A 23,502-nucleotide genomic window follows, 5' to 3' on the forward strand; every position below is an offset into this window, starting at 1 on the left:
GATGATTGTGGGTGGGCAAAAAAATAAGTATCTGATTATTGGGCAGGGTTTTGTTGGCAAGGCAGTTGCCCAGATGTTATCTCAGGCAGGGCATGATGTCACAGGGTTGGCACGCACCGCCAAGAGCTATGATGAGCCTGTACATTTTTGGCAAAGAGATGCTAGGACACTCGCCCAAGATGATCTTGCTCCATTTAGTCATGTCGCCATTATTATCACGCCAAACCATGAGATGACCAATAGGGTACAAGCCTATCGTGAGAGTTATTTGGCGGTGTGTGAGCATATCGCAAGCCTTGATTTGCCAAATCTGCACCGCGTACTATTTGTCTCATCCACATCTGTATATGGCGAGAGCGGGGGCGAGTGGGTGGATGTTGATACGATAGCATGTCCTGCCACAGATACAGCCAAGATACTGTTAAAATCTGAGCAGGTATTGCAAAAAGCCTTTGGTGAGCGATGCGTGATAGTTAGACCATCTGGTATTTATCATGGTGGCAGTACACGGATGAAAAGAATGGCTCAAACTGCCCACATAGATGGCGTGCCGCTCTCCCATTATACCAATCGCATTCATCGTGATGATTTGATACAAGTGATTTCTCAGGTATTAACTTTGCCTGCTTCTAAGTCTGTGTATTTGGTAAGTGATTGTGAGCCTGTCACCAGTCTTGAAGTGATAAGATTTTTGTGCCGAAACTACGGTTATCTCCCGCCAAAGGTCATTCATGCCACACCCACAGGTAAACGCATTCGGGGCAATGTGGATGATTGGCTTGTTTTTAAAAATTATCAGATGGGTTATGGGGGTTGATTATTTATTTCACTCCCACTTAACATGGTAACTTATTGATTGCTGGGTGATTTTTTCTGAACCATGGGGGCGAATTAATTTACCCTTGATAAATCAATCACTTATATAAGGTTGAAAGTAGGTTTATGTACTAGGGCGTGCCGACCCTTTATAACACAATTTACATTTTAGAGTGTTTATAGGACATATCTGCCATTGATGATATTTTCACAAAATATGATGAAAATTTAACGCTTTTATCAATTTTTGCATGAAAAATGGCTATCCGATTACTTAATTTAAAAATTAAGAAAAATTTTAAAAATTTACCCAGTATAAGTGATCGGATTATTTTTCCTTGAAAAACGGGCGACTCCCCTGCTTTTTTAGACGAGCGTTTTTTATGGCAAATATCAAAGACAGGCACGCCCTACTTTGAATAAAAAAGGGGATGATATCATCCCCTTTGTGGTTTATTGTTCATCAATGAGTGTTGGCGGGCACTAAGCTCGTCGTCCCATCAGGATTTTGTATGCGGCGATAAACGATGCCACCATAAGAAATATGATCAGAGTGGCTTTGACTAACCGACCCCCGAGAGATGCTAAATGATGAGCTTGGGCTTTGGGATGGGTTTTGGTTATCTTGGCGAATGTGTATCACGCCCGTCTGATTGCCATAATTCACACTTTGTATGGGGCTGGACACGGGCTGATAGGTTGGGCTGACATTGCCAGCATTGCCCATGATGAGACGGTAGAATTTTTGTCCTGCACGTCCGTCAGCAGGCACGCCCATTTTACGTTGATATTCTCTGATGGCAATGCGAGTGTTGTCACCGATGATGCCATCAACATTACCGATATTGTAGCCGTTATTAATGAGTGCCTGCTGAATTTCTTTGGCTTCACGACGGCTGATGCCAGGGTCATCGGTTGGCCAAGGGGTGGCAAAATTAACATTGGTATCGTTATTTTCGATCAAAGTGGATAGATGGGCGATGGCAAGGGCATAGCTTTCGGATGCATTATAAGAATAGAACGTGTCAAAGTTCTTACCTACCAAGAAAGCCGGCCCTTGCCGCCCAGCAGGTAGCAGTAGCCCTGCTGATGTCATGTTGTTCGGTAGGGGGCGACCGTCAGGTAGGGTAATACCCATGTTTTGCCAGTGACTGATGGATTTTTTGTTGGTGCGACCACTTGACCCCGAGTAGCCGTTTAGCTTGACTTCATAACCCCAAGGCTCGCCACTGCGATATCCCCGTTTGGCAAGGAAGTTGGCGGTACTTGCCAAAGCATCCGCCTTAGAATTAACAAGGTCTTTACGTCCGTCATTGTCAAAGTCCACCGCCAATTCTAAAAAGGTGCTGGGCATGAACTGAGTCTGGCCAAATGCTCCTGCCCATGAGCCTGTCATGTCCTGTGGTCGGATGTCGCCGTTTTGGACGATGCGTAAGGCACTGGCGTATTCGCCACGGAAATATGATTGGCGACGGTCAAAGCAAGACAGCGTGGCAAGACTGGTAAATAATTCCTTTTTACCAAGGGTCTGTCCAAAATTACTCTCAACACCCCACACGCCAAGCACATGTGCGGGCTTGACCCCGTAGCGGTTTTCAATGCGTCTTAGTACGTCTGCCATCTCGTGTTTGGCATGCAGACCATCCGCCACACGTTCACTATCAACCAATGATGCGTGGTAATCCCACGGGTCTTTTTTAAATTCAGGCTGATAGTTGAGTGAGCGAATCACCGTTGGGTCAGGACTGCTGGGTCTGTAACGGTCAAAGGTGTTGGATAAACCACGAAAATTAGTGCTATTTCTTAGGGTGTTTAGGCATTGGTCAAAATGACTTTGGGATAGATTGGGCAGGTCGTTAGCATGAGCGGTGCCGATGGCATTCAAGGCAATGATACTAAGTGCTAGGGGCTTAAAATAAGTCATGGGAGCATCCGATAGAATTTGGGTTTAAAAACTATTTAAAAAACCAATTAAAAATAAAAATAATACGATATTAGTATATCATAGCCGATTTTGCCATGATAAAAAAGTGCTTTTTGGTAACTGGGACGTATTCATGTCTTTGATGGTATATTTTATGTTGAAAACATCGCTATTTTTACGACTGTTATTGCAAATACCAATGTTCAGTATGCCCTAAAATGTTTTTAAAAAGGGTTAAATTTGATTTAACCCTTTTGTTGCTAGAATGTTAGCTCCACTCCTAATGTGTAATTCCGTCCTGCGGCTGCATATCTGCTCGGACTTAGGTTTTGATGACCGAGTAAATCAGCCCCTTTGCTTGATGACTGTCTGGCACTCTCCCATGTGGTGTAACGATAGTCAAGTGCGTTGTTGATACCCGCTCGCACGCTGATGTTTTTGTTGATGTGATAATATCCTGCCAAATCCAGTGTTATCCATGATTTTGTGGTCAGGTTGGTGGTGGCTTTACCATAACCATTGCCAAAACTTTGGCGATGAAAGGCAAGCTCATCGGGATTTTTGGCTTTTGAATAAATCCATGTGGCACTTACCCCCCCCATTTGTCATTGGGGTTATCGTAGGACAGTCCATAGACAAACCGACCAGGTTGCACTGCTTCTAGGGGGTAGGATTCTACCGTATGCCAGTCGCCGTCATTCAGATACAAACGGTCGGCACGGATTTGATTGTACGAGCCAAATGCCACCAGCCCTTCTGGGATTTTGTCGTACACGGCATTTAAATCTACCCGACCACGCAAGTTAAATCCCTTTAAATCAGCATTTTGGGCGTTGTGATAGCCTGTTTGTTGGTTTTTTGGTAGATTGCAGTTGGCGTTTGGGGTGCACAATGTGCCTTTGGTGATAAGGTCTTGATAGCGACTTTTAAAGACACTGCCTTCTAAATCCCACACGCCATTATTAAAACGTATGCCTGCTTCGTGGCTTTGTGATGTTTCGGGTTTTAAGTTTTGGATGAAGTGAAATTCGCCCCACGTTCGTTGCCGTGAATGCCGTCAAACCCATATAACTCTTGAAAGCTAGGTACACGAAAGCCTGTGGATGATTTAGCAAGCAAGGTGAAGTTGTCGTTAATGTCATAGGTTGCCCCCACGCCCCACGAGTGGTTGCGATAGGTATTATTTCGCACCGCCTTATCATCAGAGCGTACACGATTGCTATCAAAACGCACCGAACCGCTTAACGCCAATTTGTCAAAACGAGCCACATGAGACGCACCGATAAAGGTGTTGGTCATATTAATGGGTAGGCGAGTGCAGTTGGCTTTGTCAAAACACACGTCATCATGAAAAATATTCACACCCAAATCTTGATAAATATCCACGCCATCTTCACGCCCAACGTGAGATGCCAAATGGCGTGCATGCGTGTTGATGTTGGTGCGATGATAGTTGGCTTGGGTTTTGCTCATGCCTGTCATCAGGCGAGAACGGTGGCTTGCCTTAAATGCTGACCATGCTTTATCAAGATTAACCATGCCATGCCATGCTCGCTCGCCATAATGAGCCGATTCGTTGATAGAAAACGACCCTGCTTTATCAGTACCAACTTCACAATTTTCATCCACGGTGGGGTAGATGCTACACCCCTTTTTGGTGGAAGCGGTGACTTGGTTGATTTTTTGATGAGTGATGTTGGTGCTGATTTTATCAAAAAACGGGGCATTGGTATATTCATGCGATACGCCAAGCCGTTGTTTTTTATGAAATTCGTCCAGCAACCTGATGCGTGTGTAACGCAAAGACGGCAATACTGTTTCGCCTTTTTTGTGAATGCCTGTCAGTTCACTGGCGGACGTGTTCTCTTTTAGGTGTACGCCAGACAGTCCATAAGTGGATAAAAATGCCATGTTGGTATCACAACGACTTTTTTTATCCAATGGCAGATAGCTACAATAAGTCATATCACGACTGTCATAGCGTTGGCGAGTGTCTTCTAGGATGAGCCCAAAATGATGATGTTCGTTGGGTGTGTAGCTAAAATTACCCAAATACGAATCCGACTCATAATCCATAGGGTTGGGAAGCAGTCGCTCATAACCTGCATAGTCTGTTGCTGAGATGGTTTCGGTAATGTGTTGGCTGTTTTGGTATTGTGTGGTTTCGTCAGCGGACAAATCAGCAGGCGAGCGGTTACCGAGCGTGAGCTTGTCAGATGTGGGCGAGAGCCGATACATGATACAGTCATCGCCCACACAGTCAGCAAAACGGTAAGGATTGTAGAGAGTATTTGGCGAACGCAGGTCGTATTTTTCTTCAAAAGAGCCAAGCCGAGTAAAGGTATGCGTGCCACGCCCTGCATCTTTGTGAGCGTGTACGCCTTCGCCTTTTCGTTTGGTGTATTGTAAAAGCCCACTAAATTTACCATCATCAAATGCTCCTGCCACCGTCTGAGCCAGTCGCTTGTCTTTGCTAGTATAGGTGGTGTGGCTTTTTATGACATGGTCTTGACCTGTTGGTATGATGTGGCTGGCTTTTTTGGTGGTAAATTCGACCGAGCCACCTAACGCCCCACTACCGACAAATGCTCCATTACTGCCTTTGGCAATATCTACTGCATAGATGTTGGCAATCTCCACTTCATTCATAGAGCCTGTATTGCCTGAGTTGGTGGTTTCGTCCACATAGGATTGGGACTGAGCCACGCCGTCCACCGTTACGGCGACACGGTTTTTGTCCACGCCATAAATGGCATAACCGCTACTGCCACCACGCCCTTGTTCTACCACTGACACGCCTGAGTCATATTTAACCATGTCCCTAATGCCCATGACCTGCTCTTTTTTTAGGTCGTCGGCAGTCTTGGTAATGCGAGATAAGCCACTGATGTCTTTTTTAAAACGAGTGGGTTTCTTGGTAATGGTGATGACTTCATGTCCAAGGTCGACCGTGGGGGTGCTGGTTTGGGCAAAGCCGGTATGACCAAGGCAAATCAATGGCAGGGCATAACAAGCACGACAAATACTCTGAGTCAATGGTTTGTGTTTAAAAACTTTCATGATGTCATCCCCTTACTTTTTGCTTGCCCCAAATACCATGCCCAATCGTACGTTTGGTTTGTCAAAATGCTCTGCTTTACCGTCATTGTTGTTGTGCCAAATCACACCGCCAATCTCTTCGCCGTTCTCACCATAAAATCCACCTTTGACGATGGCGTCATTGATATGAATGGTTTCTTTTGCCCCCGTGCTAAAACGGTTAAAGGTAAAGCCTGCACCCTCGGTTTTTGCCGTGCCATCAAATCCCGTGCCTGTGATGTTGGCATGAACGTCCAGCACGGGCTGTGTGCCTGTCAAAAGCCGTCCCGTTAAAGTCTTTTTGCCAAAATCCGCGGTAAAGTTGGCGGTATTATTATTGGCATCGTCTGAAAAGTAATGTTTGACAAATGGGCTGTCATCATAGGCGGCGTCCGTGTCTTTTCTTGGGCGAGTGCTGTCAATAAAGCCTGTTCAACGCCCCGCATAAGTCGCCTGACCTGCGGTAGGGATGGATGTTGAGCGAGTGCCTTGTACAAAATAGCGTGGCGTTGTCATTTCATCCACTTGAAACTGCCCAAATTTAACATGGCTAAAATCATCACAGCAGACATTAATGTAGCGACTGGATGTTTTGCCGTCAGGGGTTTGAGCGAGAACGAGTGTGCGAGTTGTGCCGTTTTGGGTGATTTTGATGGCTTTGGCGTTGGCAAGTACGTCATCGGTGGTTTTGGCGTTTAGATTGTACGCCTTGCCATTAACACGCAATACGCTGGGGTCGCCAAACCCTATGCCATTTTTTGGCATAACAAGACTGGATACTTGCCCACGCACAGTAGCTAGATACTCATGGCGAGCATTGGTGTAGGCTTCTTCTAGGGCGAGTAGCTCGTCATCATCCAACTCAAATTCGCTGTATTTTGTCAGTGTTTCATCAAAGTCTGTCGCTCCGTGACTAAATGCCTGCCAAAATACCCCCGATTGCACTTTGGCTTTGGCTAGCTAGCCATCGTCAAGGGCGGTTATCAAATCTTCGGGCAGATTTAGAGCGAGCGATTCGTTGTTGGCTAGGTCACTGTTTTTGATGATTTGGTCGTGCGTAGGGTCAAATTGGATGTTGTCGAATAGTGTGACGTGGTCTTTGGTGGCAGTGGTCTTTTTTGCCCCAAATACGCCCATCAGGTCGTTATTGTTGGTGATGAATTTACCGACAAGCTCGGCACCGTGTTCGCCATAAAACCCACCTTCCACCACGCCATCTGTGCCAAATAACGCCTTGTCAATACGAGTATCATTATGTGTGTAGCTAATGCCATAATGATTGATGGTGCGTGGGGTGTTTTGCACTTGGCTTTTTGCTGTGCCTGTAAAGCGGTTTTGGTTGATGTTGGCATTGATGTGATATAGGGGTGTGTAAGGCTGACGCATTTTGCCAATTTTTTGTTTTTTGACATCTTCTATGTCATCATCACGAATGTCAATTTTATGAGGTTTGCCATAGGGGTTTTCGTAGGCTAGTGTGCCCGTGAGTTTTTTGTCAGCAAAATCAACAGTAAAGTCGGCAATCATGTTATCGTAGCGGTTGGCACCATTAAGGGGTGACAAATCGGTGCGGGATGCATGTGTGGCACTGGCAAACTTGGCGTTACCTGTGGTATCGTTAAAATCAATCAAATCATGAAAATACTGACTGTTGTCCGCTCCGTGAATGTCTACATTGATGTTTTTGTCTTCTTCTGCTTTTTTGGCACGAGCATCGCTCATGTATGTCCAGTGCCCTTTATAATGAATTTGATTGGCGATGGGCAGACTGTTGGTGGGCTTATCGCCATGATAAAAGGTATAAACTTGGGGGATGGGTTTGCCATTGGGGGCAAGGTGGGTGCGGTGTATCAAATGCCCAAAGCGAACGTGCTGATAATCGCCATAGTTGGTCTGTGAAAGGGAAAATGTCTTTTTAGGGTTGATGACACTCAAATCTCCAAGACCTGTCAAACTTACGGCATCATTGTTGCTAAATAAACTGTGGTCTAGGTCAGGTTTATTACCCAGACTTTGTAACTCATGGATGTGTAGGGCTTTAATCTCATCATCATCGCTACGCACCGCTCCTTTCATTAGGTATCCTAAGGCAGGCTTGTGCAGGGTGTCAGTGGCTTCGTGGTGGATTGGGGTAGTAGGCGGGTGGGGACAGGTTTGGTTGGGCTGACTAAGGGTGTGGAAACGGAGGTCGTGCCAAAATCACCCCCTGTACAGCCTGACAACATGCCGATGAGTGCCAATGAGATGGCTTGGTATAAAGATGAGTGTCGAATGGTCATGCGTTGCTCCTATGAAAATTTTTACAATAAAACCACAAAGATTATACATTATATTGAATAATTATCAATAGTGTTTATATTCTTATTAGTTCTATTATTTAATTTATAAAATAAAATAGGAATGCTCCATTCTCAACTTTATATAAGTAATTGATTTATCAAAGGTAAATTGCAATTCATCTCTACAACTCCAAAAAATAGTTATTGAGCAATCAACGAGTTGCCATTTTAAGTTGAGAATGAAGCATGGGGGTAGAAGTGCGTGGAGACTTGGTGTGATTACACTCTACAAAATGAAAAAGTACTACGGTTCCGGTTCGTGGTGAGCCTGTCGAACCATAACGGAAACCGACCCTTCGACAAGTTTAGGGCGAACGGTTTCCGTAGTAAAATTCAATTTTATTAGCTGTAACTGCTGGATGGTCGCTCATTCTTCACAACCAATCACCCATAAAAACGTCGGAAATTTGAACGATTTTGGGTAAACTTTTGTGGTATAAATGTTATTGCCATGTCAAGGGTGAGGATTTTTACTTTATTTTCGCCTTATCATTGGTTTGACTTTTTATTCATGGAGTTTGATATGAACCATATTTATCGTGTTATTTTCAATACCGCACTTGGTGTGTGGCAGTGTGTCTCTGAGATTGCTCGTGCCAAGGGCAAATCTAAATCATCAAAAACAGCAAAAGCCCTGCTACTGGGGGCAAGCATGACGGTCGGTGGCATGGCATGGGCAGATGTCGCCATTGACAACAATCAAAACATCACAGGCAGTGTCTCGTATGGTGAGACGGTAAATATCGCATCGCAAGTCGATGGCAAAACGATTGTTAATGTTACGGGCAAGGATGCCATGTTGAGCATGGATGCTGGGAGTTTGCATGAAAATTGGATTGGGGTGGGTGAACGTGGACATGGCGTTCTAAATGTTGATGGCGGTCGTGTCAACTCATCTGATAGCGTGATTCTCGGTGTAAAACAAAAAACAGACAGCAATGCCTTTGTTGGCACAAAATACAGCCTAGGCGAAGTGAATCTAAAAAATGGCGGTCGGATTGATGTGACCAACAGCTTGATTGTCGCTGATGGCGGTAATGCCAACCTAAACATGCAAACAGGTGCTACCATCTATGCAGGGTCGGTTTCGATGGCTCATCTGGCAGACACAACTGCCAAAGTGGATATCATCGGCACAAAATTGGCAAGTGGCGACACCAAAACAGGCATCTACACCACTGGTAACTTGGTTTCAGGCGATGAAGGCAGGGCGGACATCACGGTTAGAGAAGATGGCACGATTGCTGCTGACACCATTTTGATTAACAAAGACAGCACCATCAATGCCATCCAAGGTGGCAATCTAAACGTGGGTAATATCGTCCGCTCAGGCAATGGCTCGGGGGCGACGCTATTTTTTGATGAAGGCGACATCAAAGCACATCGCCATGAAAGTGATTTTTTTGGGGGATTTACATCATCGGACACCATTCGTGTAACTAACGGCTTGGAGTTTAATACGCAAAACTTTGATGTTACCATCAATCCCAATGCGGTCATCACGGGCAATTTTGGACGAGTTAATCTTGATAACTTAAAACAAAACAATCGCTCTTTGGGCGGGCTTGAAAAGACGGGCAAGGGTAAACTAACCATTGCCGAAAGCACCATTAAGAATGTCGGGGGCGATTTTGCCATCGGTGGTGGTACACTACAAATCAATGGCAATCACACCATGAAAGCAGGCGACTTGCTGGTGGTGGGTATCAACGACCGTAACGACTACGGCAAATTTCATGTCTCTGGCAATGCCAACATCAGCGAAGGTAAGCTAAATATGATAGCCGCAGATGTTGTCAAAGCACTCATTACCGGTACCAATCCTACTGCCGAGTACACCGATGTCGTCAAGGCGGGCAAGCTCATCGGGCAGTTCAAGGACTATGCCGTGCTTGACCGTCAAGGCAGTGCCATCACAACCACACTCACCCCTGTGTATGAAAACAACAGCGTCCATCTAAGAATGGGTAAAACTGATGACCCAACCCAGTACCCTGTCAATGGTGAAAATGGCACAGTCATTGATACCAAAGGGCAAACCATTAACCTAACTGACAGTGCCATCAAGCGGGGCGTGGATTATGTTACCATCACGAATGGCGGTACGGTCAATGTCAAGGCAGGCGACAAGCATTGGCGTGAAAGCCGTGTGGAGAGTGGCACATTGCGTGTGGATGGCGACTATAAGCTGGCAGGAGATAAACTGAGCATATCACTAAATAGCCTAAGCGACTATGGTAAATTACATGTCAATGGCAAAGTGGATGTCCGTGATGCTGACCTTGATGTGGCGGCCAGCGATGTGGTGCGTGCCTTAATCACAAGCAAAGACCCATCAGCATCATGGAGAGATGTCATCAAAGGGACAAGTCGTGTTGGTGAGCTATCTGCGGTGAATTTGCTTGATAAAAATCACAATAAAATGACAACGCACAACCTAGTGGCGGATTACTCTGACTCTACGGCAGTGCACCTAAAAGTAGAAGGAGCAAGCACGCCCAGCACGCCCCCGACCAATCCTGTTGTCCCACCTGTTGCTCCGCCTGTAAACCCAACCCCGCCTGCGAATCCGCCTGTGACAAGCGTGGGGACATTTGCCGAAGCGACCAAGCATACAAATCAGACATCATCGCTTGCCATCGCATTGGCACTGGACAAGATCTTAGCAAGTGGCAATGGCTTGGGAACAGCCTTGGACATGCATATCCAAGACCTGCACATCCAAAATGACAGTCAAGCCCTAACCGAGCTTGTCCAGAGCCTACAACCTGCTATGAACGCCCAAGCTACCCATGTGGTCAGCGAACAACAAAATATCGCCACACAAGCGGTGATAGACCGTGTCTTTGGGGCGAGACTGGACACCACGCAAGGCTCGGATAACGACCATCGTCCGTTTAGACGTGGCGATGACGTGGGCAGTCAAGTGTGGGTACAAGGCTTGGGCATCAAGCACAAGATGGATGCCAAAAATTCATTTGCAGGCTATGATGGCAACTCGTATGGTCTGATTGTGGGTGCAGACAGTTTGGTGGGTGATGGTCTAAGACTGGGGGCGGCGTTGTCCTACTCAGACAGTGATGTTGATTCTGTAGGCACTGTTAATCATCAGAGCCTAAAATCGGACAACATCCAAGCCTTTATCTATGGCGACTACGTTGCAACGGATGAGACGCATTATAATGGCTTTGTTAGCTATGGGCGTAGCGATGTCAAAACCGAGCGACGACTGTCATTGGCGGGGATTTCTGACATTGCCAAAGGGGAGTATGATGCCAATATTTTGCAGGCAGGTGTTGGTATTGACCATCGTATTGGCTCGCATGACAAACACGTCTCGCCCTATGCCCAGCTTCGCTACACTCGCATCAAAAATGACGGATACACCGAACAAGGCGGACTGGCTCAGCTCAATTTTGTCGTGGATAAGCAAACTTATGACAGCCTAAAAGCGACGCTGGGGGTGCATTTTGCCCAACCGCTGTCTGAACGCCTGGGTGTGGTTGGACACTTGGCAGGACATGTTGAAAATGCCGATGACTTGGCGGTTAATACCAGCTTTGCGACCATGCCAAGCGTGTCCTTTACCGAGACAGGCAGGCAGAAAAAGAAATTCTCTGTCGGCACGGGCATGGGATTGCGTTATCAGATGGGCATGAACACAGAAATTACAGGCCAGTATGCAGGCGAGTTCCGTAGCGGTGCCAAAGACCATGGTGCGGTTGTGATGGTCAAGTGGAAATATTGATTTGACTGCTAAGTTAGGCATAAAAATCAAAACATAAAATCGGACACATTTGTCCGATTTTTATTGCAAATCAATCATCAAATGGCGACATTCCCTAAGATGACTTATCCAAAAACTCATCACCTGTAACCACAAGCTCTTCGTGTCGTACGGTGTCGCTGATGGTTTTGCTGATGTTTTGGCTATATTTGTGCAGGTTTATCTCTTCGGCAACGTGGGTTTCTTTGCTAACCTTGACCACCTCTTTACTGATTAAAATTTCCATAGGTTCACTGATGGGTGTATCATTCACCAGCACGGTAGCAGGTCTGGCATCGTCTAGCATGACCGCATCTGCCAAATCCATTAAATTGTCATTAACAATTTGAATGCTTAGATACTCTTCGGTCAGTTCAACAGGAATATTAACTGTTTTGGTACGAATAACTTTTTCAAGAATTACCTTGCCTGATTGTACTTTTTGGGTATCAACAACCAAACGCTCAGCAAGCAGTTCTAAGGTTTGAGAATTATTAAGTGTGGTCATCTCATCATGTGTGGATTGGGGGTTTGACATGGGTTAATTGTCCTTAATTTTCAACAAATTTTAAATATTGATTTAAATATTAGGCGTTATTTATGTTTTAAAATAATTTTCATCAAACAACACCAAACAATACCAAATATCATTCATCATACGCTTATTTAAGTTAGGTCATGAATGGTTTTGGGTGAATGAATGTGGTATTTTAGCATGATTATTTAAAGAAATGGTCATCATCAGATGGTAAATAATAACCCCAAAATTCAAAAAGCCAGAGCATTGCCCTGACTTTTTGATGTGGATGGATTATAGACCACGAGCACGGCGAACTTCATCGGCGGTAATGCCTTCATAGCTAACCACGTTGCCTTCACGGTCAACCACGTTACCTAGGTCGTCCACGTTTAGCTCTTCACGCTGAATGGTCTCCAAAATGGTCTCGGTGCGAGTGCCAGTGGTTTTGCCTAGCGTTACTTCTTCGGTAACAAAGGTGTCTTTGCTCACGTTGGCACGCTCTGCTTCTAGCTCAACACTCACCGTGGCAACCCCAGCATCATCACCGATACGGCGGTCAGTTGGGCGGTTTACGGCAGTACGCTCGATGTGAGCGTGCTCTTCTTGTAGTTCAACTTCAACACGTTGCTCTTCGCTGACCACACGTTTGCCAATGCTTGCCACCCCTGAGGCGATACGGTCTTTGTTCACAGACAGACGCTCTTCGAGTAGCTCCAAGGTGTTGGGTGCGGTGTAGTGGTTGTCGGTCAGCTCAACACGGCTCTCGGCAGGTAGTGTTTCGGCAGCGAAAAAATCACGGTCTTTGGCATATTGCTCTTGGTAGTTATAGACATAATCACGGTCATAGGCTTCCATTGCTTCCGCTTGGTCTTTGGTTAGGCTGTCAAAGTACACGTCATCGCCAACAATGCGAGATAGACCTGCTGGGATAAGCACTTCTTTTGAGCTGAACCAACCGCCCACATCAACGATAAGATAACGCACACGTCCTGTTTCTACTTCTACAAGGGCATCTTCTACTTTACCGATTTTCTCTTCGCCAATGCCATAAGCGGTTTTCCCTGCTGGGTTGTAGTAGTCTGTACCCAATACTTCACGCTCGGTGGCTTCGATGTCTTGTAAACGAACTAAACGGCTCATATATTTCTCCTAAATCATGTTAATAAATGCCTTATGGCAACTTACAAGTGCTTCATGTGCTTGACTTGATGAGTGCATTGTAGGGGGATTTTGAGATGAAAAATAGGATAAGTTGGTAAAAAATAGGAGTTTTTCACGGGTGTTTGGTTCGTCAAATGTAAGTCTTGGTAACTTCATGTAAACTGTGAAAAATTGTGTTGGATTGTGTTATGGTTGGGTAATTTTTCATCAAATGGTCATCAAATTTTCATGAAAAAATGGCAGATTATTTTAAATTATCTTTATAATTTTATTAAATTAACTTAATAAAATCAGCATGACTGGATAAAAATTATCATAACCCATTGATTTTTATAAAAATAAATCAATCAATCGTCTTAGCGATACAACACCAATGATGAGTGCATTGACATTAAAAATCGCCAAAATCCCAAAAATCGGCTATACTAACCGCCATATTAATTTGCCTAACATCACAGATTAGGAAACCCAAATATACCAACACCAAGTAAATACCAAGAGAGAAAAACCATGAGCCAACGCTTACAACGCCTAGCCGACCAGATTCAGCGTACCTTGTCGGTGCTTATCCGTGATGAGATTAACGACCCACGTCTGACGGGGTTTGTTACCATTTCTAGTGTTAAAGTTAGCCCTGATTTGGGTTATGCCGATGTTTATGTAACCATTTTGGAGCCGTCCAAAAATGGCGATACGGACGGTGGCATGAACATTGATGCTCACCGTGAGAGCTTAGAAGTTTTAAAAAACGCCTCGGGCTTTTTGCGTACCGAGCTGTCCGCCACCATGAAAACCCGCACCACGCCACGCCTACGTTTTCACTATGATGAAGTTACCGCTCACGGCAACCACATGATGAATTTGGTTAATGAAGCCATGAAAAAAACAGGCGAGAGCAGTGCCGATGACGTGGATAACAACTAATGGCAAAACAGATAGTCTCTGGGGTGCTACTGTTAGATAAGCCAAGCGGTATCAGCTCGCACTCGGCTCTCGCCCAAGCCAAACGCCTATTTATGTCATCAGAATTTGACAGCAAAAAAGCAGGGCATACAGGCACGCTTGACCCCATGGCGACAGGGCTTTTGCCGATTTGTTTGGGCGATGCGACCAAATTTAGCTCCTTTGGGCTGGACGCTGATAAGGGCTATACCGCCATTATCAAACTTGGCGAGCAGACCGACACAGGCGACAAAGAAGGGCAAATCATCGCTCGACAGGACGTTTTGCCCTTTGATGAGCAGGGGCTTGATGAATTGGCTTGCGATTTATTGGGCGAACAACAACAAACCCCGCCCATGTACTCCGCCCTAAAAAAAGACGGCAAAAAACTCTACGAATACGCCCGAGACGGCATTGAGATAGAGCGAGCTCCACGCCCCATTGTCATTCATCATCTGGCTCTGACCAAATTAAGCGATAACGAAATCGCCCTTGATGTCATCTGCTCCAAAGGCACTTATGTGCGAGTGCTGGGCGAGACGGTAGCCGAGCGTCTTGGCACGGTGGGGCATTTGACCGCTTTGCACCGCACCAGTACGGGCGGATTTGACGTGGCAGATGCGATAAGCCTTGATGATTTGGCGGATTTATCTTTGGATGAACGCTTGGGCAGACTTTTGCCCACAGATGTGATGCTTGGTCATTTGCCCATGTTGAGACTGACAATGGATGAGACGGCACGCATTAAAATGGGGCAACGATTAAATGTCAAAGACCGCCTTGATGATGTGAACTTTGGTGATGATGCCATACAAATTCGGCTCTATCATGATGATGATTTTGTCGGATTGGGGCAAGTGGCGATGAGTGGACGATTGCAGCCCATCAAAGTGGTGCAGTGCTATTGACAAAATTCCTTGTTTAAAATTCCTTGTTTTTGTGTGTAGATGAGATTGAGATATTGATGCAGCGTGTTTTCATCCCGTCTTGATTTTTATACATTTCATCTAAAAATAACAAATAATACTTGCAAAAAACGCAGGGGGGGGGGTAATATATGGATACTTTATGTAGTTTTGTAAAGTTTTTCTCCAATTCTCAACTTAAAATGGCGATTTACCGATGATTCGGTAGTTGCTTTTTAAGTTGTGGCGTGGATGATGATTTGCCCCTGATGAGTTAATTACCTGTATTAATTACTTGCATCAAGTTGAGAGTGGGGCAGAGTTTGGTGGTTTTATTTTGTATTTTATTTGGTATTTTTAAGGAATGGTTATGAAAAAGCTACTTTTGGCAGCCCTATTGACAAGCACTTCAACACTGGCAATGGCTCAAATCTCCACCGATGGTCTGTATGTACAAGGCAATGTTGGCGTATCAAAATTTAATACCAAGGCGGACGGTGAGAAGTTTAAAGACAACGCAACTCAATATACCATCGCCGTCGGTAAAGACATGGGTACAGCACGTTATCAAGCAGATTACACCAACTTTGGTAAAATCAAAGAAAATGGCTCAGACGGCGAGCGTGGCACTGCTAGCTATGAAGAGTGGAAAGGTTCCTTGAAATTCCATTCGTTGGGCGTGTCTGCCATTTATGATTTTAACACCACGGCAGGGCTAACCCCTTATGCAGGCGTGCGAGTTGGCGTTAATCAGCTAAAAGCCGATTACCATGATGTATCTACTGCAATATCAGCAACGGGTCAGTTGACAGATATCACTGATAATTCATCAGTGAAAAAAACCAAAGTAGGTGCAGGTGTGCTTGCAGGTGTGCAATATGCCTTTAACCCACAAATGGCATTAGATGTGGGCGTGGAATACAACCACTTAGGCAAAGTTGAAGATGTCAAGGTGGAACAGTACGGCGGTAAAGTCGGTCTGCGTTATAATTTCTAATCTGTTTAAGATTGGCAAAATCCCTTGTTCTCCACGCAGGGGATTTTGATTTTTAGGGTGCGTCCTAATGCTTTTTTAAAATTTTTATGCTATAATGGCAAAATTGCCTTATCTATGGGGATAGGCTTAGGCAAACCTTAGCAATGCAATGTTTGCCTGTATGTATCCGCATTGCGTATTTTAAGGATTAGTTATGCTAACCAACCAACAACGTGAAGAGATTATCGCCAAATTCAAACGTGGCGAAAACGACACTGGTAGCCCAGAAGTGCAAGTGGCTCTATTGACTGCTCGTATCAACGACCTACAAGACCACTTCAAAGCCCACAAAGCTGACCATCACAGTCGCCGTGGTCTTATCCGTATGGTAAACCAACGCCGTAAGTTGCTAGACTACCTAAAAGGTAAAGACCTAAACCGCTACACCGCTCTTATCGGTGAGCTTGGACTACGCCGTTAATTTCAAATTAGGCTGTCTAATTTTGTCAAAAACGGTGTGCATTTGTGTGCCGTTTTTGTTGTTTTAAACGTGTAAAATACCCACAATTTATCTTAAAAGTAGATTATTGATTGGTGGTAAGGGTGAATTGCAATTCGCCCGTACAATTTTGGATAATTCCAAATTTATCAATAAATTACAATAAATTGGGGTAGTTAAAATCATTTTGATAAGGTTGAGATTTAGAACTCTAAGAGATGTTTTTTGTATTTTTAAATGAAATCGGCAAGATACAGGGCGTGTTCAACACACCCCTACAAAATCTGCGGTTTTATGATAAAACTTTAAGGTTAAAAAATCATTATTAAAAAAACATCTCTTAGGGCTTTAAATCATCTTATCAATGACAAACCCAATCATTTAAGGAAAACCTATGTTTAACATCATTCGTCAAGAATTCCAATACGGCAATCAGCAAGTTGTCCTAGAAACAGGGCGTGTCGCTCGCCAAGCTAATAGCGTGCTTGTGCATATGGGTGATGTGTCGGTGCTGGTGGCAGTTGTGGTACGCCCAGAAGCTGTGGCAGGGCAAAACTTTTTCCCATTGACCGTAAACTACCAAGAAAAAATGTACGCTTCGGGCAAAATCCCCGGGGGCTATGGCAAGCGTGAAGGTCGTGCGTCAGAATTTGAAACTTTGACTTCTCGTTTGATTGACCGTCCAATCCGTCCGCTATTCCCAGAAGGGTATTTTAACGAAATCCAAGTAACGGCAACGGTCATCTCATCGGGCAAAACCCAAGATGCCGACATTGCAGCGATGATTGGTGCGTCTGCGGCATTGGCAATCTCTCCTGCTCCGTTTAGCGGTCCTATCGGGGCGGCTCGTGTGGGCTTTATTGGCAACGAATATATCCTAAACCCAAGCCTTGCCCAGATGAAAGACAGCTCGCTTGACTTAGTCGTGGCAGGTACCAAATCTGCCGTGCTGATGGTTGAGTCAGAAGCGGACGAACTCTCCGAAGACCAAATGCTCGGTGCGGTGCTGTACGGACACGCCCAACAGCAAATCGTCATTGACAACATCAACGCCTTCGCCCAAGCGGTAGGCAATGCCAAAGCCGAATTTGTCGCCCCTGCCATCAATGAAGAGCTAAACGCCCAACTAAAAGAGCAGTTCACCGCCAAAGTCAGCGAAGCCTACACCATTACTGTCAAGCAAGACCGCTATGCTCGCCTAGATGAGCTTGCCACAGAAGCCTTGGCACTGGCAGGCGATGAGACGGCAGAAGACTATGCCGATAAAGTCGCTCAAATCAAAGAGCTGTTTGAAACCTTAAAATATCGTACCGTGCGTGATAATATCCTATCAGGCAAGCCCCGTATTGACGGACGTGATTTGGAGACCGTGCGTGCATTGGATATCCAAGTGGGCGTGTTGCCTTATACGCATGGTTCTGCACTGTTTACCCGTGGCGAGACCCAAGCCCTTGTAACCACCACGCTAGGCACAAGCCGTGATGTGAACCTTGTGGATACGTTATCAGGCACCAAGCAAGATCACTTTATGTTACATTATAATTTCCCACATTATTCGGTGGGCGAGACAGGTCGTGAAGGTGGCCCAAAACGCCGTGAAATCGGGCATGGTCGTCTGGCACGTCGTGGCGTACAAGCGGTATTGCCTAAGGCGGAGCGTTTCCCTTATACCATTCGTGTGGTGTCGGACATTACCGAGTCTAACGGTTCGTCATCTATGGCGAGCGTGTGTGGTGCGTCATTGTCGCTTATGGACGCAGGCGTGCCACTAAAAGCTCCTGTGGCAGGTATCGCCATGGGTCTGGTCAAAGAAGGTGAGCGTTTTGCCGTGCTATCGGACATTTTGGGTGATGAAGACCACTTGGGCGATATGGACTTTAAAGTGGCAGGTTCGGTAAACGGTATCACCGCCTTACAAATGGATATTAAGATTGAAGGCATTACCGCCGACATCATGGAGCAAGCCCTAAAACAAGCTCACGCAGGGCGTATCCATATCCTAAACGCCATGAACGAAGTCATCGCCACGTCTCGCACTGAGATTAACGCTCACGCACCAAACTATGCGACCATTGAGATTAACCCTGAAAAAATCCGTGATGTGATTGGTAAGGGCGGGGCAACCATTCGTGCCTTGACCGAAGAGACAGGGGCGACGGTGGATATTGATGACAACGGTACAATCCGTATCTTTGGCGAGTCCAAAGCGTCCACCCGTGCCGCCATTGCCAAGATTGAAGCGATTACCGCCGAAGTGGAAGTGGGTGCGGTCTATACAGGGACGGTGGCTCGTATCGTGGAGTTTGGGGCGTTTGTTACCATTTTACCAGGTACGGACGGCTTGGTGCATATCAGCCAAATCTCTGATGAGCGTGTTGAGAATGTAACCGACTACCTAAAAGAAGGACAAACTGTCAAAGTCCAAGTGCAAGACATTGACAATCGTGGACGCATTAAATTGACAATGAAGGGGATTGAGCAATAATTTACTATTGTGTGAATTAAGATTATAAAAAGCCAATAGTTAGCGTTGGCTTTTTATATTTGGTTTATTTGTAAAATTAGGGAAACTTACTGTGCTTTATTACGAAAATTTAGAAGAAATTATATTTAGTAAACATCAGCTTTTAGACAATCCTGATGAACTAGTAGTTATTTCAGGATATTTAGGACCTGCACCAATTAAACGATTAAAGGAATTGCCACTAAATACAGTAGTCATTGGTGGAATGTATTCACAAGGTGTAAATAAAAACCTTTTTAGTTCTTTAGATAAAATTAAACAAGATGATGATGGCTTGACCTTATTGTTTTCCAAAATAGATATTCATTCCAAAATTTACATTTGGAAAAAGAAAGGTAAGATAATTTCAGCCCTAATTGGCTCTGCTAACTTTTCTCGTAATGGCTTATGTACTGATTTTAGAGAATCATTGGCAGACGCAACCAGTGATACTTTTCAACCACTCAATAAATATCTACAAATGATAGTAGATAATTCTACAAGTAAGCCAAATATTGTTGAAAAAATTGCTAACCAAATCGATTTTGAGTATCAAACCGATAAAACAGTAACTCAAAATTTAAATTTACAATTCAGCTATGATATTCCGCTATTTGCCACAAAAAATGGTCAAAATTGCGTTCCTGAGAAAAGCGGATTAAACTGGGGATTTTCTGACGGTCATACTGCAATTGGCGATGCTTATATTAAAATTCCCAAAGAACTGTTAAGACAGCAAGCAGAATTAATTCCGCCTTTTGACAAGCACTATATTCCAACAAGCAAGAAAAAACGCAACTCCGATCCGATTGAAATTATTTGGGACGATGGTACAATTATGGAAGCCTCATTGGAGGGCGAACAAAATTTAGATGACTTAATTTATCCCAAACAGCTTACTTCATATAGTAAAAACCGCCCTGTATTAGATGGCGAGCGTATATCAGCAAAAAGTATTTTAGGTAGATATTTACGAAATCGCCTAAATGTGGATGTTGATGAACTAATTACAATGCAAACTTTAAATAATTATGGCAGAACAACCATAACTTTGTCTTTGATTGAGCAAGGTTTGTATTATGCTGATTTTTCAGTTAAATAATTTTGCTCTTTTTGAATCAGTTGATGATAAAAATCGTAAATGGTTTGGGCTAAGATTTTGGCAAATTTTGGCGGAACAGCATTACCAATCATTTCAAAGTTGGCAACCATAGATTCATTAAATAAAAAATCATCATCAAAAGACTGCAATCTTGCCGCCTCTCGGACTGTGATACTGCGTTTTTGTTTTGGGTCTGGGTGTATGTGGCGTAATCCGTCCTTTTTTAGATGAGCAGGAATGGTATTGCTTGGTTCGTCCCAACGCAAAACATAATACTTATGAACTTTGGTTGTTTTGCCTGTTTTATCATAATAAAGCTGAATTAAATTTTCAGCGGATAAATATTTAAATTCTTGCAACTCAATGTCTGTTGCTAATTCATAGAAAATCTCTTGGTCTCTCACACTGTGAAAGCGTGAACAATGTCCATTGATTTGATTATTATTGTCATAAGCATTTTTTTTGGTTTGTTCTTTTAGTGGATAAATTGGTGGTAAATCAAAAATGGCATCTTTGACGGTTGATTTTTGAGTTACTTTTTTCTCGGATAACAGTTGATAAAAGACTTTTAATTCAGTCTGATAATTGATATTTTTATTATCTTTTCTAATACCAATAATAATTACCCTCTTTCTTTTTTGTGGGACACCAAAATCTGATAAATCCAATAGTGCAAATTGTTTTAAATCATCAATAATTTCATAGCCAACTTCATTAAACGCCTTTTTAATTAAATCAATGATTTTTTCACCTGTTGGAATTGCAGTCAAGATACCTTCTACATTTTCAAAAACAATCATTTTTGGGCGATAATGAGCAACCAATGCAATATAAGATTCAAATAAAAAATTACGGTAATCATCTTTCATACCGTTTTTATCTTGCACACGACCTGCCATAGAATAGGCTTGGCAAGGCGGACCACCAGTGATGATATCCACTTTTTGATTACCAATAATAGATTGCAATCCATTATGACTGCCAAATTTAGGGTCGTTTTTCCAACCAAAAATTAATTCATTGACTCGCTGTATATCAAAATGCAACACTCTATTTTTTGCATCTGTAATTTGATATTTGCTTTCTAGGCGTTGAATTAAGGTATTGACTTGTGGTTTTTCCCATTCTATTGCTGACAATAAATGATAATGACCAGTTTGTTTAAAACCATCCAATAAACCACCACAACCTGCAAATAATTCTAAGATGTTAAGCATTTTCTATTTCCAGTAACTTTTTGCCAATAGCATAACCTAATAATGGTGGAACAGCATTACCGATTTGGCGATATTGCTGAGTTTTTGTACCCAAAAAACGAAAATCATCAGGAAAAGATTGTAAGCGTGCATTTTCACGAGCGGTCGGCACCCTATGCCAACGATAGTGAAAATGATTGCGGTGTCCTGTGTCAATGGTTCTTGACGGTTTTTGGCTATGATAACGAGTCCACGCCTCGTTAAATTTACGAGAATCGCCAACGCCTGCAGGTAAATCTTTATGATTTCCGCCCTCTGGCACTTGTTTAATGACAGAAATAACCAAATCACTGTGTTGTGTGCCGATATGATTTAAAAGTTTTGTTGAGTTTTTTCGCATTAACTTTTGATAATCACTCATTGCGGGCATTGGATAATCAATATTATCTTTGCCCAAATCATTTTCTAAACTGGGTAAATCGCCTATTGCTTGTTCACAAGTTACATAATTGCTTTCATTATGTGTCGGTGTTGGAAATTCAAATGGTTTATCGCCTTTTATGCCGACAAAAAACATTCTTTTACGAATTTGGGGTATGCCATAATCGGGGGCGTATAATAATTTTTCGGCAACAGAATAACCTAATTTGGCAAATTCTTCCAAAATAGCCTGTCTTGCTCTGCCTTGATATAAAGTTGCAATACCTGGTACATTTTCAATCACAATGTATTTTGGTTGAATTTTTTCAGCTAGTTTAAAAACAGAATAAAATAATTTATTTCTTTTGTCATTTTCATCTCGTTTTCCTGTCAAAGAAAAACCTTGACAAGGTGGACCTGCAACAATTAAATCAATTTTTTTATCATTGACTTCACTGATGATTTTGTCAATACTTTCATCAGTAGACAAATCCAAATTTAGAGCTTTGGCGTGTTTGTGGTTGTAAGCAAAAGTATCAAGTGCAGATTGTTCAAAATCCACACCCAGCACACACTCAAATCCTGCTTGTTCAAATCCAAACGACAGTCCGCCACAACCTGAAAATAAATCAAGAATATATTTTTTGTTGGTCATTTATTTGCAATCACATCTAAGTAAGGTTAAGATTACCCATTTTATCATACTTTGTAGGATGTGCAAAAAAACCGCCCAATCATGAGCGGTTTTTTTATCATCATTCGTTCACCCCATAAACCTTACGAATCACCCGCTTAAAATAAGCAAACGCATCATCTGCTCCTTTCATGGCAGATTGTTTATCATCATCACTTAAAGGCAAGGCATTGATTTTGGCTTTGGTGGCACGCCAATGAGGCATACGTCCGTCTGCATGGGCTGCCAGATGAGACGCACCGAATTCATCGGACAGGTCAATTTTGCCTGCTTCTTTGTATAAAATCGCCGCCCCCACGTTTGAGCCTTCTACGCAGTAGAGCCAGCCGATGGCTTCACTGTCGGTAAAGATGGGGGTTTCTACGTCCCTGTCAAAAGGGGTGGCTTCTAGGTCTTTCATGTCGGATTTGACACGGTCAAGACGGGCAAGTTCTGCCAAGCCGTCAATTTGACTGGCTAATTTTTCGTTATGGTAAATGGGATTGACGGTGCTGTGAAATTCATATTGGGCTTGCAAAAATTTGCGGTAGTTGTCATGACTGGCAAAGGGTTGCATGCTCATGACAAGGTTGTCCACGGCATCGTGGGTAGTGCGTGAATGCTCTTTTAGGGCTTCGGTTAGGGTAAGTTTGCTCATAAATCACCTGTGTGAAACGCATAT

Annotated in this window: 21 protein-coding genes; 8 read left to right on the forward strand and 13 right to left on the reverse strand. The window is 43.8% G+C overall.

All coding sequences use genetic code 11. The annotated features are described in order from the left end of the window. Nucleotides 1-817, forward strand: an 817-nt coding sequence (locus B5J94_RS02095; protein ID WP_079363900.1) for an NAD-dependent epimerase/dehydratase family protein, incomplete at its 5' end; no start/stop codon positions are given. Nucleotides 818-1,279: 462 nt separating this feature from the next. Here B5J94_RS02095 and B5J94_RS02100 read toward each other — a convergent pair. From B5J94_RS02100 to B5J94_RS13790, 8 genes are all read right to left on the reverse strand, one after another. After that, nucleotides 1,280-2,740 (reverse strand): lytic murein transglycosylase, encoded by a 1,461-nt coding sequence (locus B5J94_RS02100; protein ID WP_062500037.1) that lies wholly within the window; start codon nucleotides 2,738-2,740, stop codon nucleotides 1,280-1,282. 260 nt (nucleotides 2,741-3,000) lie between these two features. Further along, the gene (locus B5J94_RS14895; RefSeq protein ID WP_062500039.1) at nucleotides 3,001-3,342 is read right to left on the reverse strand and encodes a TonB-dependent receptor; all 342 of its coding nucleotides are present in this window, start codon (nucleotides 3,340-3,342) and stop codon (nucleotides 3,001-3,003) included. Further along, complete coding sequence (locus B5J94_RS14900; RefSeq protein WP_062500041.1) at nucleotides 3,330-3,695, reverse strand: TonB-dependent receptor domain-containing protein; 366 nt, start codon at nucleotides 3,693-3,695, stop codon at nucleotides 3,330-3,332. The genes B5J94_RS14895 and B5J94_RS14900 overlap by 13 nt, the downstream gene beginning before the upstream one ends. A gap of 50 nt (nucleotides 3,696-3,745) precedes the next feature. Further along, nucleotides 3,746-5,800, reverse strand: coding sequence for a lactoferrin/transferrin family TonB-dependent receptor (locus B5J94_RS02115; RefSeq protein WP_062500043.1), 2,055 nt, complete (start codon nucleotides 5,798-5,800; stop codon nucleotides 3,746-3,748). Between the two features lie 12 nt (nucleotides 5,801-5,812). Further along, nucleotides 5,813-6,241, reverse strand: coding sequence for a transferrin-binding protein-like solute binding protein (locus B5J94_RS02120; RefSeq protein WP_079363902.1), 429 nt, complete (start codon nucleotides 6,239-6,241; stop codon nucleotides 5,813-5,815). Nucleotides 6,242-6,250: 9 nt separating this feature from the next. Next, nucleotides 6,251-6,763 (reverse strand): transferrin-binding protein-like solute binding protein, encoded by a 513-nt coding sequence (locus B5J94_RS02125; protein ID WP_062500046.1) that lies wholly within the window; start codon nucleotides 6,761-6,763, stop codon nucleotides 6,251-6,253. Between the two features lie 15 nt (nucleotides 6,764-6,778). Continuing rightward, nucleotides 6,779-7,894: a transferrin-binding protein-like solute binding protein gene (locus B5J94_RS02130; RefSeq protein ID WP_062500048.1), complete on the reverse strand. Its 1,116-nt coding sequence runs from the start codon at nucleotides 7,892-7,894 to the stop codon at nucleotides 6,779-6,781. An 8-nt stretch (nucleotides 7,895-7,902) separates the two neighbouring features. Then, entirely contained in the window at nucleotides 7,903-8,097 is a 195-nt protein-coding gene (locus B5J94_RS13790; protein WP_143821879.1) for a hypothetical protein, read from the reverse strand. A gap of 583 nt (nucleotides 8,098-8,680) precedes the next feature. Here B5J94_RS13790 and B5J94_RS02140 point away from each other — a divergent pair. Next, complete coding sequence (locus B5J94_RS02140) at nucleotides 8,681-11,905, forward strand: autotransporter domain-containing protein (protein WP_062498833.1); 3,225 nt, start codon at nucleotides 8,681-8,683, stop codon at nucleotides 11,903-11,905. 94 nt (nucleotides 11,906-11,999) lie between these two features. On the opposite strand, the gene B5J94_RS02145 is transcribed toward B5J94_RS02140, so the two are convergent. Both B5J94_RS02145 and B5J94_RS02150 read right to left on the reverse strand, forming a co-directional pair. Continuing rightward, nucleotides 12,000-12,461, reverse strand: coding sequence for a YsnF/AvaK domain-containing protein (locus tag B5J94_RS02145; protein ID WP_062498832.1), 462 nt, complete (start codon nucleotides 12,459-12,461; stop codon nucleotides 12,000-12,002). A gap of 273 nt (nucleotides 12,462-12,734) precedes the next feature. Continuing rightward, entirely contained in the window at nucleotides 12,735-13,583 is an 849-nt protein-coding gene (locus B5J94_RS02150) for a DUF2382 domain-containing protein (RefSeq protein ID WP_062498831.1), read from the reverse strand. Nucleotides 13,584-14,114: 531 nt separating this feature from the next. Between B5J94_RS02150 and B5J94_RS02155 the strand changes: the two genes are divergently transcribed. The 6 genes from B5J94_RS02155 (at nucleotide 14,115) to B5J94_RS02180 (ending at nucleotide 20,531) form a co-directional block, all read left to right on the forward strand. Beyond that, nucleotides 14,115-14,528, forward strand: coding sequence for a ribosome-binding factor A (locus B5J94_RS02155; protein ID WP_062498830.1), 414 nt, complete (start codon nucleotides 14,115-14,117; stop codon nucleotides 14,526-14,528). Next, complete coding sequence (gene truB / locus B5J94_RS02160) at nucleotides 14,528-15,454, forward strand: tRNA pseudouridine(55) synthase TruB (protein WP_062498829.1); 927 nt, start codon at nucleotides 14,528-14,530, stop codon at nucleotides 15,452-15,454. Before B5J94_RS02155 ends, truB begins: the two co-directional genes overlap by 1 nt. 367 nt (nucleotides 15,455-15,821) lie before the next feature. Beyond that, entirely contained in the window at nucleotides 15,822-16,448 is a 627-nt protein-coding gene (locus B5J94_RS02165; protein WP_062498828.1) for an opacity family porin, read from the forward strand. 193 nt (nucleotides 16,449-16,641) lie between these two features. Further along, nucleotides 16,642-16,908 (forward strand): 30S ribosomal protein S15, encoded by a 267-nt coding sequence (gene rpsO / locus B5J94_RS02170; protein ID WP_062498827.1) that lies wholly within the window; start codon nucleotides 16,642-16,644, stop codon nucleotides 16,906-16,908. A gap of 412 nt (nucleotides 16,909-17,320) precedes the next feature. After that, on the forward strand, nucleotides 17,321-19,411 hold the full coding sequence (gene pnp, locus B5J94_RS02175) for a polyribonucleotide nucleotidyltransferase (protein ID WP_062498826.1): 2,091 nt from the start codon (nucleotides 17,321-17,323) through the stop codon (nucleotides 19,409-19,411). A gap of 91 nt (nucleotides 19,412-19,502) precedes the next feature. Then, on the forward strand, nucleotides 19,503-20,531 hold the full coding sequence (locus B5J94_RS02180) for a restriction endonuclease PLD domain-containing protein (protein ID WP_062498825.1): 1,029 nt from the start codon (nucleotides 19,503-19,505) through the stop codon (nucleotides 20,529-20,531). On the opposite strand, the gene B5J94_RS02185 is transcribed toward B5J94_RS02180, so the two are convergent. The 3 genes from B5J94_RS02185 to B5J94_RS02195 all read right to left on the reverse strand — a co-directional run bounded on the left by B5J94_RS02185 (nucleotide 20,507) and on the right by B5J94_RS02195 (nucleotide 23,478). After that, a complete protein-coding gene (locus B5J94_RS02185) occupies nucleotides 20,507-21,748 on the reverse strand; it encodes a DNA cytosine methyltransferase (RefSeq protein WP_062498824.1) in 1,242 nt (413 codons plus the stop codon). The two genes, B5J94_RS02180 and B5J94_RS02185, sit on opposite strands and share 25 nt — an antisense overlap. Further along, complete coding sequence (locus B5J94_RS02190) at nucleotides 21,741-22,802, reverse strand: DNA cytosine methyltransferase (protein WP_062498823.1); 1,062 nt, start codon at nucleotides 22,800-22,802, stop codon at nucleotides 21,741-21,743. The genes B5J94_RS02185 and B5J94_RS02190 overlap by 8 nt, the downstream gene beginning before the upstream one ends. A gap of 100 nt (nucleotides 22,803-22,902) precedes the next feature. Further along, nucleotides 22,903-23,478 carry a biliverdin-producing heme oxygenase gene (locus B5J94_RS02195; RefSeq protein WP_062498822.1) on the reverse strand — a complete coding sequence of 192 codons (576 nt, stop codon included), beginning with the start codon at nucleotides 23,476-23,478 and terminating at the stop codon, nucleotides 22,903-22,905. Nucleotides 23,479-23,502: the final 24 nt, after the last annotated feature.

Origin of the sequence: Moraxella lacunata, from assembly GCF_002027545.1 — a bacterium.
GTDB classification, from domain to species: domain Bacteria; phylum Pseudomonadota; class Gammaproteobacteria; order Pseudomonadales; family Moraxellaceae; genus Moraxella; species Moraxella lacunata.